The sequence below is a fragment of the Pseudomonas sp. RAC1 genome (assembly GCF_030658255.1).
Classification (GTDB): Bacteria; Pseudomonadota; Gammaproteobacteria; order Pseudomonadales; family Pseudomonadaceae; genus Aquipseudomonas; species Aquipseudomonas boreofloridensis.
Window position 1 is genome coordinate 38,747 of sequence record NZ_JAUTXS020000028.1, and the last position, 16,241, is coordinate 54,987.

Annotated in this window: 14 protein-coding genes; 4 read left to right on the forward strand and 10 right to left on the reverse strand. The window is 59.5% G+C overall.

Translation table 11 applies throughout. The annotated features are described in order from the left end of the window. Positions 1 to 46: 46 nt before the first annotated feature. Complete coding sequence (locus Q7C30_RS09105; protein ID WP_317871313.1) at positions 47 to 1,456, reverse strand: transglycosylase SLT domain-containing protein; 1,410 nt, start codon at positions 1,454 to 1,456, stop codon at positions 47 to 49. A 127-nt stretch (positions 1,457 to 1,583) separates the two neighbouring features. On the opposite strand from Q7C30_RS09105, the gene Q7C30_RS09110 reads away from it, so the two are divergent. The 3 genes from Q7C30_RS09110 (at position 1,584) to Q7C30_RS09120 (ending at position 4,391) form a co-directional block, all read left to right on the forward strand. Further along, positions 1,584 to 2,381, forward strand: coding sequence for a TatD family hydrolase (locus Q7C30_RS09110; protein WP_317871314.1), 798 nt, complete (start codon positions 1,584 to 1,586; stop codon positions 2,379 to 2,381). 87 nt (positions 2,382 to 2,468) lie between these two features. After that, positions 2,469 to 3,947, forward strand: a complete 1,479-nt coding sequence (locus Q7C30_RS09115; protein ID WP_317871315.1) for a methyl-accepting chemotaxis protein — start codon at positions 2,469 to 2,471, stop codon at positions 3,945 to 3,947. Between the two features lie 75 nt (positions 3,948 to 4,022). Beyond that, positions 4,023 to 4,391, forward strand: coding sequence for an Mpo1-like protein (locus Q7C30_RS09120; protein WP_317871316.1), 369 nt, complete (start codon positions 4,023 to 4,025; stop codon positions 4,389 to 4,391). Positions 4,392 to 4,401: 10 nt separating this feature from the next. On the opposite strand, the gene Q7C30_RS09125 is transcribed toward Q7C30_RS09120, so the two are convergent. From Q7C30_RS09125 to Q7C30_RS09135, 3 genes are all read right to left on the reverse strand, one after another. Further along, entirely contained in the window at positions 4,402 to 5,199 is a 798-nt protein-coding gene (locus Q7C30_RS09125) for a thioesterase family protein (protein WP_317871317.1), read from the reverse strand. Positions 5,200 to 5,294: 95 nt separating this feature from the next. Next, the gene (locus tag Q7C30_RS09130) at positions 5,295 to 6,062 is read right to left on the reverse strand and encodes a CHAD domain-containing protein (RefSeq protein WP_317871318.1); all 768 of its coding nucleotides are present in this window, start codon (positions 6,060 to 6,062) and stop codon (positions 5,295 to 5,297) included. 15 nt (positions 6,063 to 6,077) lie between these two features. Continuing rightward, positions 6,078 to 6,356, reverse strand: a complete 279-nt coding sequence (locus Q7C30_RS09135) for a hypothetical protein (protein WP_029613534.1) — start codon at positions 6,354 to 6,356, stop codon at positions 6,078 to 6,080. Between the two features lie 154 nt (positions 6,357 to 6,510). Between Q7C30_RS09135 and Q7C30_RS09140 the strand changes: the two genes are divergently transcribed. After that, positions 6,511 to 7,548 (forward strand): patatin-like phospholipase family protein, encoded by a 1,038-nt coding sequence (locus Q7C30_RS09140; protein ID WP_039576581.1) that lies wholly within the window; start codon positions 6,511 to 6,513, stop codon positions 7,546 to 7,548. 119 nt (positions 7,549 to 7,667) lie between these two features. On the opposite strand, the gene Q7C30_RS09145 is transcribed toward Q7C30_RS09140, so the two are convergent. The 6 genes from Q7C30_RS09145 to tig all read right to left on the reverse strand — a co-directional run bounded on the left by Q7C30_RS09145 (position 7,668) and on the right by tig (position 16,131). Beyond that, positions 7,668 to 9,539 carry a SurA N-terminal domain-containing protein gene (locus tag Q7C30_RS09145; RefSeq protein WP_317871319.1) on the reverse strand — a complete coding sequence of 624 codons (1,872 nt, stop codon included), beginning with the start codon at positions 9,537 to 9,539 and terminating at the stop codon, positions 7,668 to 7,670. A gap of 182 nt (positions 9,540 to 9,721) precedes the next feature. Then, positions 9,722 to 9,994 carry an HU family DNA-binding protein gene (locus Q7C30_RS09150; RefSeq protein WP_029613532.1) on the reverse strand — a complete coding sequence of 91 codons (273 nt, stop codon included), beginning with the start codon at positions 9,992 to 9,994 and terminating at the stop codon, positions 9,722 to 9,724. 148 nt (positions 9,995 to 10,142) lie between these two features. Next, positions 10,143 to 12,539 (reverse strand): endopeptidase La, encoded by a 2,397-nt coding sequence (gene lon / locus Q7C30_RS09155; protein WP_317871320.1) that lies wholly within the window; start codon positions 12,537 to 12,539, stop codon positions 10,143 to 10,145. 154 nt (positions 12,540 to 12,693) lie between these two features. Then, entirely contained in the window at positions 12,694 to 13,977 is a 1,284-nt protein-coding gene (gene clpX / locus Q7C30_RS09160; RefSeq protein WP_029613530.1) for an ATP-dependent Clp protease ATP-binding subunit ClpX, read from the reverse strand. 108 nt (positions 13,978 to 14,085) lie between these two features. Further along, positions 14,086 to 14,727, reverse strand: a complete 642-nt coding sequence (gene clpP, locus Q7C30_RS09165; RefSeq protein ID WP_029613529.1) for an ATP-dependent Clp endopeptidase proteolytic subunit ClpP — start codon at positions 14,725 to 14,727, stop codon at positions 14,086 to 14,088. A 90-nt stretch (positions 14,728 to 14,817) separates the two neighbouring features. Next, positions 14,818 to 16,131 (reverse strand): trigger factor, encoded by a 1,314-nt coding sequence (tig, locus tag Q7C30_RS09170; RefSeq protein WP_317871321.1) that lies wholly within the window; start codon positions 16,129 to 16,131, stop codon positions 14,818 to 14,820. Between the last annotated feature and the right edge of the window lie 110 nt (positions 16,132 to 16,241).

Below are 16,241 nucleotides of genomic sequence, written 5' to 3' on the forward strand. Positions count from 1 at the left end.
TACGAAAACCGCAAATAACCGAACCCACCTATCGATTAATTAGAACCTATTGCCGCCCTCTCCCCTGCTCAAGCCCTGATCGCTCACGGTTGAATGCCAGGAAGTACTTGTTGACGCTGTTGACGAAGTTGACTGTTCCCATCCCCACCTGCTCCATCGCGATTCGCTCAGTCTGAAAAAACCACTGATTGGCGTTCAGCCCGCGCCGACGCGCCTGCGCCCGCATGGCCTGAACCCGCTCGGGACCAAGGTTGTAAGCCGCGAGTACAAAGGCCATGCGCTCACGCTCATTGAGTTGGGGGCTGGAAAAGAACTTGCGACGAATCATGGCCAGATAGCGCGCGCTCGCCTGAACATTGCCATCGACCGTCGAGGTATCGCTCACGCCCACTCGCTGAGCAGCAGAGGGAGTGATTTGCATCAGGCCGTGAGCACCACCCACGCCACGCGCCTTGGGGTCAAGGCTCGACTCCTTGAATGCCAGGGCGGCCAGGTTGAGCCAATCGATCTGTTGCTCGGCCGCATGCTTCTGCAATACCGCACGCACCGATACCAAGCGCCGGCGATCTTGCCGAGCCAGTGGATCATGGACGCGGTACTGACGTCGATAGATGCGCTCAAACGCGGCATCCTGGTTATCTGGGGCACGATAGCTCGCCAGAAAGCGGTCGATGCTGCTGAGCAACTGCGTGGCATTCTTGCGCACATACCAACGCATGGCCTGTGGCTGGCCAAGGTGCAAGCGCGTGTCTAGCCGCAGTTTGGACATCACACGCGCCCAACGTTGGGCAATGGGACGCTCTACCACGGTCAGGTGATAGATACCGGCCTGAACCATTTCCAGCACATCCTCCACCGCCAGGGTCGGGTCTACCCACTCGATCCTCACCGGCGCACGCTTGCGCAGCGCCAGTTGCTGATTGATCTGCTCGATCGCAGGTCCCGCCGCACTGGCCGTGGTCAACGCAATCGTGCGTCCAGACAACTGTTCTATTCGACTGAAAGACCGATCACCTTTGCGCCCGACCAGCACGAGTGCTACCTGATCGACCACGGGTACACTGACGCCCACTTCATGTACCAGCGCCGCATCGAGCAACTCACCAGGCGCTGCCAAATCGCCTTCGCCGCGACGCAATGCGCCAATGAGCTGCTCCTTGGCTCTGGGAACGACCTTGAAGGTTATTCGCTGTCCTTCATCCATCCGTGCGTTGAGTGCATGCTCCAATGCTCGCAAGCGGTAGTACTCGACGCCGACCGGCTCACCCTTGACCTCACCTGAGCTGTTACGGCTCTGATTGACCAGCACCCTCAGCACCTTACTGGCGCGGATCTGCGGCAGGTCACGGACCTGAGAAGCTGGCGCGTGCTGCACCGGACCGGCTTCACGCGCGAAGGCAGGCACCTCGTTGATCAGGCCGAGCAACAGCAGAGTCGTCAGCAACAATCGCAGCATGGGAAGTGCGTCCGGGAACCGTCAAGAGATGATGGCAAAAGACCACCAACCTTGTGCGAAGTTCTTGGTTTTCCCGCGAAATGGCGGACTTTGCTATCGTGGCCGTCCCGCAGCATGAGACAGCACCATGCAACTGATCGACATCGGCGTCAATCTGACCAACAGCAGCTTCCATCAGCATGAAGCGGCAATCATCGAACGCGCCCGTGAGGCCGGCGTGGCGCAGATGGTGGTTACCGGCACCAACCTGGACGTGAGCGAGCAAGCGCTTGAGCTGTGTCAGCAACTCGATGCGCAGGGTCAGTGCCTATTCGCCACGGCCGGCGTCCACCCCCATGAGGCCAGCACCTGGAGTGGAGAAAGCGAGCGCCGTCTGCGCGAACTGCTGAAAGCGCCACGCGTGCGAGCGGTGGGTGAATGCGGATTGGATTTCAACCGCGACTTCTCTCCTCGTCCCCTGCAGGAAAGTGCCCTGCACGCGCAGTTAGCGCTGGCAGCTGAACTGCAGTTGCCGGTGTTTCTGCACGAACGTGACGCCAGTCAACGTCTGTTAGCCATTCTCAAGGACTACCGCGACCATCTGAGCGCTGCAGTGGTGCACTGCTTTACCGGAGAACGCGACGCCTTGTTCGCCTATCTGGACATGGACTTGCACATCGGCATCACAGGTTGGATCTGCGACGAACGCCGTGGTACGCATTTGCATCCGCTGGTCGGCGACATTGCCCAGGGCCGACTGATGCTGGAAACCGACGCGCCCTATCTTCTCCCACGCAGCCTGCGCCCCAAGCCCAAAAGTGGACGCAACGAACCCGCCTACCTACCCTACGTACTGCGCGAGGTTGCCATGCACCGTGACGAGAGCGTCGAGCAGTGCGCTGAACACACGACGGCGACGGCGAAGGCTTTCTTCAAACTCCCTTGATGCACATCATGACAGTCGACTCATCGGGCGCGCACAATGATGGCACCTTGCCAATAATGTTTCCGCTCAACTCAGAGAAGACCTTCCATGGGTGCCTGGCTTAGCAATATTTCCTTGAAGTACAAGTTTTGGGCCGTCAATGCGGTGGCCTTTGTCACGACCTTGCTGCTGGTACTTTACGCCGTCAATCTCGAGCAACAGGCCCGTGCCGAGGCGGCACACGCGCAGGCCCTGGCTCAAGCTGAGGTGCTGGCCAGATGGCCCGCCAACCAGCCCCTTCCTCCCCTGGCTCAGATCATCACTTGGCAAACCGGCCAAACCCCTACGTTCGCAGGGCAGTCCCTCGAGTCACTGCGCGAGGCGCAAGGCTGGGTCGATCTACCGGCAGCTTGGTTGCTCGGCACCGATCCCCTGCGCGGCGCCCAGGTACTACGCCTGGGCGACCAGTACATTGCCGTGCTGGCGCAGTCACCCAGCCTGCGCCAGGTATTTTTTGACCGTTTCACCCAATACGCGCTGTGCGTGCTGATCCTCATGCTGGCGATGCTCTGCGCCTCGCAATTGCTCATCCGCTTCCTGCTGAGCCAACTCAACATGCTCAAGGACGTGATGCTGCACGTCGAACGCACCGGCGACCTGTCGGCCCGGGTGCCGCTGGCCTGCGGCGACGAGGTGGGCCAGATGGCCGGTGCCTTCAATGCCATGCAGACCACTTACCACCGCGTGGTGAGCACCGTGGCGCGAACGGCCGCACAGCTCGACGCAGGTGCCGCACGCTTGGCGACCAGCATGAACGAAGTGCGCCACGGCATGATCGGCCAACAGAGCGAGACCGACCAGGCTGCCACCGCCATCAACGAGATGTCCGCCACGGTGCACCACATTGCCCAGCATGCAGGCGCTACTCGCGATCTATCGCAGAGCGCCGATACCCTTGCCGGCAGTGGACAGGCAGTGGTGACCCGCGTCCAGGACTCCATCTCTGGCCTGTCCAGCGGCGTACAGCAGACTGCCGAGATGATTCGCCAACTGGCCGACGACAGCCAGAAGATCAACAGTGTGGTCAGCGTGATCCACAGCATTGCCGAACAGACCAACCTGCTGGCACTCAACGCGGCTATCGAAGCAGCGCGGGCGGGCGACTTGGGTCGGGGCTTCGCGGTGGTCGCCGATGAGGTGCGCAACCTGGCCAAGCGGGTACAAAGTTCCACGGACGAGATCACCACCATGGTCTCGGCACTGCAGGATGGGACCCGCGATGCAGTGGACTTCATGCAGGAGAGTTCCTTCAAAGCCGACGATTGCGTGCAGCAGGCACGTGAAGCGGGTGACGCCCTCGCCGAGATCACCCAGGCAGTGGCTCAAATGCGCGAAAGCAACACCCAAATCGCGGTGGTTGCAGAGCAGCAGAGTCAAGTGGCCGAAGAGATGAACCGGGCGGTGGTCAGCATCCGCGACGTCACCGAGCAAACCGTACAGCAGACCGTGGGTTCGGCTACCACCAGCAACGAGTTGGCAACGCTGGCCGGCGAGCTGAACAAAGCCATCGGCCAGCTCAAGCTATAGCCCCCATAAAGGGCATCGATTGGCCCCGATCCAGGGGCCGCACTAAGCTTTGGACATGACCGAGAGGAGATGTCCATGAGCAAGCGTCTACCCAACCTGCCCGCCTGGCAATGGCGCGGCTATCATCATCACCACCGCCATCCGGCCAATCTGGTGCTGCACTTGATCGCCGTCCCTTTGTTCATCCTGGCGTGTCTACTGCTGCTTTCGGGCCTGTTCGCGATGGACCTCACCCAATTGGCGGTGGGCGCTCTTGCGCTGATCGCAGCGCTTGGCATGCAACGTCAGGGTCATCGACTGGAGGCTGAGCAGCCTGAACCGTTCAGCGATCGAAGCGATGCTTTCAGACGTCTGCTGACCGAACAGTTCGTGACCTTTCCGCGCTTTGTGCTTTCAGGTGGATGGTTGCGCGCCTGGCGTGAGCGCCACAGACACCGGCGCTGACGTGGCCCGTTCAGGCGAAGACGGTCACCGTTTGACGACTCAGTGCAAGTAACCTGCCGTCAGCCGAGGATAACCTGGCGGCAGCGTGGCCATAGCCGTCTTTGGCATGCTCAGTCTCGACTCGGTACTGGCACCAATCCGTAGTGCTGACCTCGGGTATGGGCTGAACGAATTCAATCGTCCATGACAACGTGCTACCGGCAGCCGGCTTGCTCAGTATTGGCAGCACGCTGGGCGGCCAGGCGTCTACCAACGCCAACAGGTGTCCGACGCTCAGAGGCGCCTTCGCCACATCGCGCAAGCGCACCCAGCCGCCCATTTCTCGTGAGTCATTGCCGCTGAATGGCAGACCACCCAGTGCCCAACGCAACGAAACGTGGCGCATGAACGCCGGAGTGACGCCAGCGATGTAGGGTAACTCTGGCGTCGCTTCTGCGAGAGGCTTGATAGGCGCCGCCGGGCCGGCCCCCACCTGTACCTCAGACGCCCGGCTTTCACCGAAACTGCCTTGCACTAACGTCACCACCTGACCCGCCTGAACGGCCCTGCCCAGGACGGTGGTCACGGCCTTGCCCTCTCGCAGCACCTCGGCGTCGAAGCGAATCGGCATATCGGGAACCGCAGGGCCCACGAACGTGATGGCCAGCGACCGTACCGGTCTGTCACCGCCGACTTTCAAACACATCGTTTCATGCACCAGAGCCGCCATCAGACCACCGAAACACGCGCGGCCTTGGCCCCAACTGGCTGGAATGCTCAGGTTCTCGGGGTGGTTACGCACAGCAACCAGCAGTTCATCTAAATTCATGGCGCTCACAGCCCTGTTCGTTCGTAGTGCAACCAGGCTGCAGAGTATCCAGCGCACAGACCTGTGACAGCCTACATATCGGTCATTTACAGGGACTATCGGTGTGACAGCGCCTTGCGCAGCGACTTGAGCGTGACATCGCAATGACGCTCGGCTTGCTGCAACTGCAGCTCCCACATTTCGGCGCAGGGCGCCAGATCGGCATGCTCACGTATCTGCAGCAGCCACTGGAGACGATCATGCCAGTCGCCAAGATCCGCCTGTGCCTGCTTGAGCAGGCGCTGCAGCGGCTTCTTCGCATGGCGCAATTGCGGATAAGCCTCATCGCCGTAGCGCACCCGCTTGATCAACAGACGCAGGCGATGACGGTCGTGCGCCGGGTCGTCAATGCCGGCCTGGAGTTTGCGCCATTGCTTGCCTAGCCGCTTATCGACCCGGGTACGCAGTTCGTGGGCCAAACCTTCGCGATCGGCGGCGCGCAGGAACAGCGGGAACGTATCGAGAATGGCAAGGACACGCCTTAATTGTGCGCTGGCAGCAACGCTGGCAAAGGTGGCCGCCCTGCCCTGCAGTCGCCGCTGGCCAGCCTCGGCGTGGCCACTCGCGATCAACTGCGCAGCAAGCACTTCGCGGTCTCGCAAGGGCGTGGTCAACGTGCCCAGGGACCGTGCCGCTTCTTCGAGCTGCTCGATCCCAGGCAGGCCACGTAGGGGCCGCAGCAGGCTACGCAGGCGTCGCAGACTGGTGCGAAGGTCATGCAGTGCCTCGCTGTCGGTATCAGCAGCCAGGCGCTCGCGACAAGCGAGCAGACGGACGTGCAGGGCCAGCACCTGGGCAACCACATGATCCATCATCGCGGACATTTCCACTCTCCTCGGTCATCGACCGGCACGGGACTCACGGATGTAGAAGCGCGCACGCTCGGCTTTGGTGCTGCACCCTTCGAACGCTTCGAACTGCTGCTGGGTTTTGGCTCCAGTCAGAAGGGACAGCGCCTTGGAGTAGCTGACGGTGCCGGCGAACCCCTCGGCCTTGGCTAGATCGAGCTCTTTCCAGGCGGCATCGAGTTGCGTCGCGCAACTGTCGCGGTAAGCCGTTTTGCCTGCACAACCGGCTACCGCCAGCGCCATCAAGGGAACGAAGATCCACGCTTTCATCGGGTGATACCTCAAGAAGGGACAACAGTCGCTGTTTCGACGGTCGGCACGGTGAAAAGTGCCCGTCGCGCCTGACACAGCGCACAGCACCATTGAAGCCCGAGCGCCAAAACGTGCATTGTGGCGATCATTGCCGACTCTCGTGGGGAAAACTATGAGCAAACGTGTCGCACTGGTACTTGGCTCGGGCGGCGCCCGAGGGTACGCGCACATTGGTGTGATCGAGGAAATCGAACGCCGCGGCTATGAGATCGCCTGTATCGCCGGCTGCTCGATGGGCGCAGTGGTGGGCGGTATCTACGCTGCTGGCAAACTCGATGAGTATCGGCGCTGGATCGAGAGCCTCGACTATCTGGATGTGCTGCGCCTGGTCGACGTGAGCTTTCGCCTGGGGGCCATCCGCGGTGACAAGGTATTCGGACAAATCCGCAAGATCGTGGGGGAAATGAATATTGAGCAACTTCGTATCCCCTACACTGCTGTGGCAGCCGATCTGACAAACCAGCAGGAAATCTGGTTTCAGGAGGGATGCCTGCATCAGGCCATGCGTGCGTCCGCAGCGATCCCCAGCCTATTCACCCCAGTGATGCAGGGCAATCGCATGCTGGTCGATGGCGGCATCTTGAACCCACTGCCGATCGTGCCTGTGGTTTCCAGTCACTGCGACCTGATCATCGCGGTCAACCTCAACGCTACCAATCAGAAACAGTATCAGTTGCCGGTCGTCGAACGCCCGGCGGCTTTTCGGATGCGTTTCGAATCAGTGATCAGTTCGCTGGGTTCGCGCATGCCATTCAGGCGCAAGCCTGCGGAGCAGTTGATGCGCATCGAGCAGGAAATCGTCGCCGAGCGCATGAGCCAGAGCAACCCATGGTTGAGCGACCCGACCGACCAACAGGGGCAGCCGGCCGCAGCGCCAGAGCGTGAAGGGGCGCCCAAGTCAGCGACCGGGTCGTTCATCATCGACAACGTCGGACCTGCTTCCCTACTCGATCTGATCAACCAAAGCTTCGAGGTCATGCAAACCTCATTAGCCCAGTACAAGATTGCAGGTTATCCACCAGACGTGCTGATCAACGTGCCCAAGCGGGTATGCCGTTTTTTCGAGTTCTACAAGGCGCCCGAACTCATCGCGCTGGGGCGGGAAATCGCGCGCGATACACTCGACGGGCACGAAGCACAGAAACGCTGAACGAGCGTTGCTCAACGGCCCGCACAATGGCTTATCTGCCGGTAGGGCGCTGCGAACACGTGTGCGTATTGAAATGAAACAGGCCGCTAAAGCGGCCTGTTTCAATAGCAAGGCGTCCCTCAGTAGCGAGTGATGTCTGCCGTGTCTTCCAGGTGTTTCAGATAAGCCGCGAAGTCTGCCTGCCCCGTGCGCGAGGCCAGGTATTGACGAATTTGCTGCTTCTCCAGTTCGGACGCTGCTGCACCCTCGTTGACGCCCTTGAGTTGCAACACCGCAAGGCTGCCATCCTTGAGCACCACGCTGGCGTAGACGGACTTGTCCTTGGACTCAGGCTTGGCCATGCGGAAGGCCGCCTGCAACTCGGTAGGATCTACGCCTTCCTGGTCGCGAGTCACCGCCTCGAGGACCTTCCATTGCTGACCCTCCTGCGCGGTGCCCGGCACAATGGAGCCGTCGCGCAGCCCGGCGATCAGTTTGTCGGCCTTGACCTTGAGCTCTGCGGTGGCTTTTTCCTTGGCCAAGTGCTCACGGATGGTGGACGACACCGCTTCCAAGGCCAGTTGTTCAGGTTTGCGGTGCTCTTTGACCCGTACGACCACCACGGTCTCCGGATCGAGTTCCAAGCCATTGCTATTGGCGCCTTCATTCAGCACTTCTTCGCTGAAGGCTGCCTGGATGACCGCGCGATTGGCAGTGATACCTTCCCCACCCTCACGACCGAACGGCGCCGAGGTATGCACTTTCAGGCCCAGTTCCTGCGCAGGCTGGGCGAGGTCCGAGGCTTCGAAGGCAGAGTCCTCCAACTGCTTGGTGACTTCGACGAACTTCTGCTCCACCTGCTGAGTTTTCAGCTCGTGGGTCAGCTTGTCCTTGAGGCTGGCAAAGGTCGGAACCTGAGGCGCCTCAATGCCGAGCAGCTTGATCAGGTGATAGCCGTATTCGGTACGAACCGGAGCGGATACCTGGTCTTTGTTCAGCTTGTACAGCGCCGCTTCGAATGCTGGGTCGTACACACCGGGGCCGGCCAGCCCCAGATCGCCACCATTGGCAGCAGACCCTGGATCCTGAGAGAACTCCTTGGCTAGCTTGGCGAAATCTTCACCTTTAGCCAGGCGTTGTTGGATCTCTTCGATTCGAGCCTTGGCCTGAGCGTCGTCAGTCTTATCGTTGACTTCGATCAGAATATGCGCAGCATCGCGCTGCTCGGCAAGATTAGCGATTTCCTTCTGGTATTCAGCCTGGAGTTGATCGTCGCTGACCGATACTTGGTCGAAGAAGGCTGCTTTCTTCAGCTCGATGTAATCGATGACCACCTGATCGGGCGTCATGAATTCCTTTGCGTGCTGATCATAGTGAGCCTTGATCTCTGCATCGCTCACCTGCACCGCTGCCGGGTTGGCCTTGAAGGTCATGGTGGCGATGTCGCGGGTCTGATTTTCCAGACGAGCGAAGGCATCGACCTGCTGATCTGTCACGAAGCTGCTACCGCCTATGCCGTTACGCAGTTGATTGATCAGCATGTCCTGGCTGAGCGCCTCGCGGAACTGCATCCGGTTATAGCCCAACTGACGAATTTCGCCGTCGAAACGCTCGGCACTGAAGGCGCCAGCAACCTGGAACTGTGGCATCTGCAGGATAAGCTGATCCAGCGCGGTTTCCGGGAAGGCGAACTTGGCATCCTTGGCACCCTGCAGCAACAGCTTGCGGTCTATCAGCTGCTTCAGTGCAGCCTCGCGCAGCACTTTTTCGTCCAGCCTTGCCGGGTCGAAGTCCTTGCCCATCCGTTGCATGATTTGACGGCGGCCCATGTCCACTGCCTGGCTCAGTTCGGCCTGACTGATGGTTTGACCGTTGATCTTGGCGGCGTCCTGGCTATGACTGGCAGCCTGGAAGATGGCCTCAAAACCGGTAAGTGCCATAAGCACAACGATGAGACCGATGATGGTCTTGGCAATCCAACCCTGTGAATTGTCCCTGATATTCTGCAGCATGCGTCCCCCAAAAACGGTCGTACCACTGCATCGACAACCGCGGAGAGTGGGTAGAATCCTGATAAAAGAAAGGCGCATCCGAGGATGCGCCTTTTCTTAGCAAACGTGGCGGCGGGAACGTTTGCGGCCCCCGCCGCGACGTGCTCGGAACCGACTTGGCCGGATCCGGCTGAAGAGACGACTTAGTTGACGGCGTCTTTCAGGCCTTTGCCAGCTTTGAAGCCTGGCGTCTTGGCAGCTGCGATCTTGATCGGCTTACCGGTTTGCGGGTTGCGGCCAGTGCGCTCGGCGCGCTCTTTGACAGCGAAGGTGCCGAAGCCAACCAGGACCACACTGTCACCTTCTTTCAGAGCATTGGTCACGGACTCGATTACTGCGTCCAGAGCACGGCCAGCAACAGCTTTCGGGATATCAGCAGAAGCAGCAACAGCGTCAATCAGTTCCGACTTGTTCACTCTAAGTCCCCTTATCTCTCTAATGAGTATGTTTCTAAGTATGTAATAAACCGCATGAAACGATCATTGGGTGGCTCGGTGACACTGGCGCTGCGCTTCAGCGCGACGCGACGAAAGCGTGTCGATCAACCCCCCAATGAGATACGAACTAGTGCGTGCTCATTCTTTCCTTGGCATCGCTGTCGCGCTTCTCTTCTTTCGCGACAATCTCCGGAGCCACATCTGGCAAGGGTTCCGGGGCGTATTGCAGCGCAATTTGCAGGACCTCGTCAATCCATTTAACCGGTTTGATCTGCAGATCCTGTTTGATATTTTCCGGAATCTCCTTGAGATCGCGCACATTCTCTTCGGGAATGATCACGGTCTTGATCCCACCGCGATGCGCCGCCAGCAGTTTTTCCTTCAATCCACCGATGGCCAGCACTTGCCCACGCAAGGTGATCTCGCCAGTCATGGCGACATCGGCACGCACTGGAATCTGGGTCAGCGCCGAAACCAACGCGGTGCACATGCCGATACCGGCACTAGGACCGTCCTTGGGCGTAGCGCCCTCGGGCATGTGAATGTGCACATCGTGCTTCTCGTGAAAATCGGCAGCGATGCCGAGGCTGCGTGCACGGCTGCGAACCACGGTCTGCGCGGCGGTGATCGACTCGACCATGACATCGCCAAGCGAGCCGGTCTTGATCAGTTGGCCTTTGCCCGGAATGACCACAGCCTCGATGGTCAGCAACTCGCCACCGACCTGAGTCCAGGCAAGGCCAGTGACCTGGCCGATCTGATCCTGGGTTTCGGCCAGGCCGTAGCGGAACTTGCGCACACCGAGCAGATGCTCCAGTTGATCGCCTGTGACCTTGACTTTCACCTGCTTCTGGCCAGTGTGCTCCTTGACCACCTTGCGGCACACCTTGGCGATTTGACGCTCCAGACCGCGCACCCCGGCTTCGCGGGTGTAGTAGCGAATGATGTCGCGAATCGCCGAAACATCGACCTCAAGTTCGTCCTTCTTCAAACCATTGGCCTTGACCTGCTTGGGCACCAGGTACTTGACCGCGATGTTGATCTTCTCGTCCTCGGTGTAGCCGGGCAGACGGATGATTTCCATCCGGTCGAGCAGCGCCGGCGGGATGTTCATTGAGTTCGAGGTGCACAGGAACATCACATCCGAGAGGTCGTAATCGACTTCCAGATAGTGATCGTTGAAATTGTGGTTCTGCTCGGGGTCGAGCACTTCGAGCAGCGCGGAAGCAGGATCGCCGCGCATGTCGCTGCCCATTTTGTCGATTTCGTCGAGCAGGAACAGTGGGTTGCGCACACCCACCTTGGTCATTTTCTGAATCAGACGACCCGGCATCGAGCCAATGTAGGTGCGGCGGTGTCCGCGAATCTCAGCTTCGTCACGTACGCCACCCAGCGCCATGCGCACGAACTTGCGGTTGGTGGCAGCGGCGATCGACTCAGCCAGCGAGGTTTTGCCCACCCCAGGCGGGCCGACCAGGCACAGCACCGGTCCGCGAATTTTTTTCACCCGCTTCTGCACAGCGAGGTATTCGAGAATGCGCTCCTTGACCTCTTCCAGGCCGTAATGGTCGGCGTCCAGAATCTCTTCGGCCTTGGTCAGGTCCAGCCGCACTTTGCTCTGGGCTTTCCACGGCACCTGGACCAGCCAGTCGAGGTATGAGCGCACAACGGTGGCCTCGGCAGACATCGGGGACATCTGCTTGAGCTTGTTCAGCTCGGCTTGAGCCTTGGTGAATGCATCTTTGGGAAGACCCGCAGCATCGATGCGCTTCTTCAGCTCCTCGATTTCATTGTGACCTTCATCGCCGTCGCCAAGCTCCTTCTGAATGGCTTTCATCTGCTCATTCAAGTAGTACTCGCGCTGACTGCGCTCCATCTGTTTTTTGACCCGGCCGCGAATACGCTTTTCGACCTGCAACAGGTCGATTTCGGCATCCAGCAGCGCCAGTACATGCTCGACACGCGCCGACAACTCGATGATCTCGAGGATTTCCTGCTTCTGCTCGATCTTCAATGCCATGTGGGCCGCCATGGTATCGACCAGGCGTCCAGGCTCTTCGATGCTGTTGAGCGACGACAACACTTCTGCCGGCACTTTCTTGCCCAACTGCACGTACTGCTCGAACTGCGATAGCAGCGTACGTACGAAGACTTCAGACTCACGCTCCGCCGTCTCGACTTCGTCGATCAGGCTGACCTCGGCACGAATATGCCCATCGACCTCGCTGAAGCGTTCGACCGCACCCCGCTGCTCACCCTCGACCAGCACCTTGACGGTGCCATCGGGCAGTTTGAGCAATTGCAGGACAGTGGCGACCGTGCCGACACGGTACAGGGCATCTTCACCCGGGTCGTCATCGGCTGGGTTTTTCTGGGCGAGCAGGAGAATCTGCTTTTCACCCATCATCGCAGCCTCAAGTGCTTCGATGGACTTCTCGCGTCCCACGAACAGCGGGATAACCATATGCGGATAAACGACGACATCGCGCAATGGCAAAAGAGGCAAGTCGAGAGTGGTCTTCATGATTTCGCCTCTACAGCGGCCTGTCGGCCGGAAACCGGTGGAAATAGTGCTTGGGGCTAATGTGGGGGTAGGTAGGCAAAAATACAAGCGCTGGCGCCAGAAAAGCAGAAAGGGCCCGTAGGCCCCTTCAGACTTCACTCACGCCGCGTCCGACTCAGGCGTCAGGTGCGGCTTTGGCTTGCGGCTCACTGTTCTCGTAGATGAGCAGCGGCTGCGAGGTACCTTCGATGACGCTCTCGTCGATGACCACCTTGCTGACTTCCTTCTGCGAAGGAATCTCGTACATGGTGTCGAGCAGAACGCCTTCGAGGATCGAACGTAGACCGCGCGCACCAGTCTTGCGCTCCAGCGCCTTGCGGGCAACAGCCTTGAGCGCGTCGCTGCGGAACTCCAGATCCACGCTTTCCATCTCGAACAGCTTGGCGTACTGCTTGGTCAAGGCGTTCTTCGGCTCGGTGAGGATCTGCATCAGTGCAGCCTCATCCAGTTCGTCGAGCGTCGCCAATACCGGCAGACGACCCACGAACTCAGGGATCAGGCCGAACTTGACCAAATCGTCCGGCTCGACCTCGCGCAGCGACTCACCCACCTTCTTGCCTTCCTGCTGGCTGCGCACTTGTGCGCTAAAGCCGATGCCGCCCTTGGTGGAGCGATTCTGGATGACCTTCTCCAGGCCCGAGAATGCCCCGCCGCAAATGAACAGGATGTTGCGGGTATCGACCTGCAGGAACTCCTGCTGCGGGTGCTTGCGACCGCCCTGCGGCGGTACGGAGGCGACGGTGCCTTCGATCAGCTTCAAAAGCGCCTGCTGCACGCCCTCGCCCGAAACGTCACGGGTGATGGACGGGTTGTCCGACTTGCGCGAAATCTTGTCGATCTCGTCGATGTAGACGATACCCATCTGGGCCTTGTCCACATCGTAGTCGCACTTCTGCAGCAGTTTCTGAATGATGTTCTCGACGTCCTCACCGACATAACCGGCTTCGGTCAGGGTGGTGGCGTCAGCGATGGTGAAGGGTACGTTCAGCAGGCGAGCGAGGGTTTCGGCGAGCAGGGTCTTACCCGAGCCAGTCGGCCCGATCAGCAGGATGTTGCTCTTGCCCAGCTCGACTTCGTCGCCTTTCTTGTCACGCTGATTGAGGCGCTTGTAGTGGTTGTACACCGCTACGGCGAGCACCTTCTTGGCACGTTCCTGACCAATCACATACTGGTCAAGAATGCCGCTGATTTCTTTCGGCGAAGGCAATTTGTGCGCGCTGCTTTCGGCCTGGGCTTCCTGCACCTCCTCGCGGATGATGTCATTGCACAGGTCGACGCACTCGTCGCAGATAAATACCGAGGGCCCGGCAATCAATTTGCGCACTTCGTGCTGGCTTTTGCCGCAGAAGGAGCAATAGAGCAATTTGCCGTTGTCCTCGCCGTTACGGGTGTCAGTCATTCGATCGATCCAATCCGGTAGGCTTGCAACACAAGATGAAGGCAATTGCGGGCTTTTTCAAGTCCGCAGGCAGGCGCCTTGGGCGCCCGCCCGCTCTGGCGCCTGGGCTCAGGACACCAGTTGCCGCTTGTCGTAGACCGAGTCGACCAAACCATACTCGGCCGCGCGCGAGGCGCTCATGAAGTTGTCGCGCTCGGTATCGCGCTTGATGGTTTCCAGATCCTGGCCGGTGTGGAAAGCCAACAGCTCGTTCAAGCGTGCTTTGATGCTGAGGATTTCCTGGGCATGGATCTCGATATCGGTCGCCTGGCCCTGGAAGCCGCCCAGCGGCTGGTGAATCATCACTCGCGAGTTGGGCAGGCAATGACGCTTGCCCGCGGCACCGGCAGCCAGCAGGAACGCACCCATGCTGCAGGCCTGGCCGATGCAGATGGTGGAAACGTCGGGCTTGATGAACTGCATGGTGTCGTAGATCGACATGCCAGCGGTCACCGAACCGCCCGGCGAGTTGATGTAGAGATGGATATCCTTGTCGGGGTTTTCCGCCTCAAGGAACAGCAGCTGCGCCACGACCAGGTTGGCCATGTAGTCTTCTACAGGCCCGACCAGGAAGATCACACGCTCCTTCAACAGGCGCGAGTAGATGTCGTAGGCACGTTCGCCACGGGCGGACTGCTCGATAACCATCGGGACCAGACCGCCTGCGGCCTGGATGTCAGAGCTCTGCTGAATATAAGAATTGCGGGACATGTCCTGCACTCACTCCCAAATAGTCATGGCTTTAATAACGCACAAGCCAGCCCGAAGGCTGGCTTGTGGGGTTTCCTACAAAGTAGCAAATCACTCAGCTTCGGCAGGAGCCTGTGCTGGCTTGACAGCCTCTTCGTACGAGACCGACTTGTCGGTCACAGTCGCTTTCTGCAGGACAGTATCTACAACTTGCTCTTCCAGCACAACCGAACGCACTTCGTTCATTTGCTGGTCATTCTTGTAGTACCAAGCGATGACCTGCTCAGGCTCCTGGTAAGCGGACGCCATCTCCTCGATCATCTCGCGAACCTTGGCGTCGTCCGGCTTGAGGTCGAACTGCTTGACCACCTCGGCAACGATCAGGCCTAGCACCACGCGACGCTTGGCTTGCTCTTCGAACAGCTCGGCTGGCAGTTGATCAGGCTTGATGTTGCCGCCGAACTGCTGAACAGCCTGGACGCGCAGACGATTGACTTCATTTTCCACCAGCGCCTTCGGCACGTCGACCGGGTTGGCGGCCAGCAGACCATCCATGACCTGATTCTTGACCTTGGTCTTGATGGCCTGGCGCAGTTCGCGCTCCATGTTCTTGCGAACTTCGGTGCGGAAACCTTCCAGGGACGATTCCTTGATACCGAACTGGGCGAAGAACGCTTCATTCAGCTCAGGCAGCACCGGCGCAGAAACGCTGTTCACGGTGATGGTGAACTCGGCAGCCTTGTTGGCCAGGTCCAGGTTCTGATAATCCTCTGGGAAGGTCACGTTGACCACGCGCTCTTCGCCAGCCTTGGCGCCGACCAGGCCGTCTTCGAAGCCCGGAATCATACGACCGGAGCCCAAGACCAACGGGGTGTTCTGGGCCGAGCCGCCCGCGAAGGCTTCGCCATCGATCTTACCGACGAAGTCGATGTTGACCTGATCGTCTTTCTCGGCCGCGCGCTCGACGGCTTCGTAACGCACGTTTTGCTTGCGCAGCACTTCGAGCATGGTGTCCAGATCGGCATCCGCCACTTCGGCGTTCAGGCGCTCGACGTTGATCGATTCGAAACCGGCGACGGTGAACTCGGGGAATACTTCGAAGATGGCAACGAACTCGAGATCCTTGCCTTTTTCGAACGACTTCGGCTCGACGGCCGGCGAACCCGCAGGGTTGAGCTTCTGCTCGACCACGGCTTCGTAGAAGGAGGCCTGCACCAGGTCACCGAAGGCTTCCTGACGGGCCGCGTCTTCGTAACGCTGACGGATAACGCTCATCGGAACCTTGCCTGGACGGAAGCCCGGGACCTTGGCACGACGGGCAGTCTGTTGCAGACGCTTGTTGACTTCGTTCTCGACGCGCTCGGCCGGAACGGCGATGGTCATGCGGCGCTCGAGAGCGGAAGTGTTTTCAACAGAAACTTGCATGGATATTCCTCGTTGCACAGACGTTAGCCGGCGATAGCCCGACTCCAGAATCAAGGGCGAATATTCTAGTGATTCAGACACCAGAAGTCACCCCACCCAGAATACCGAAC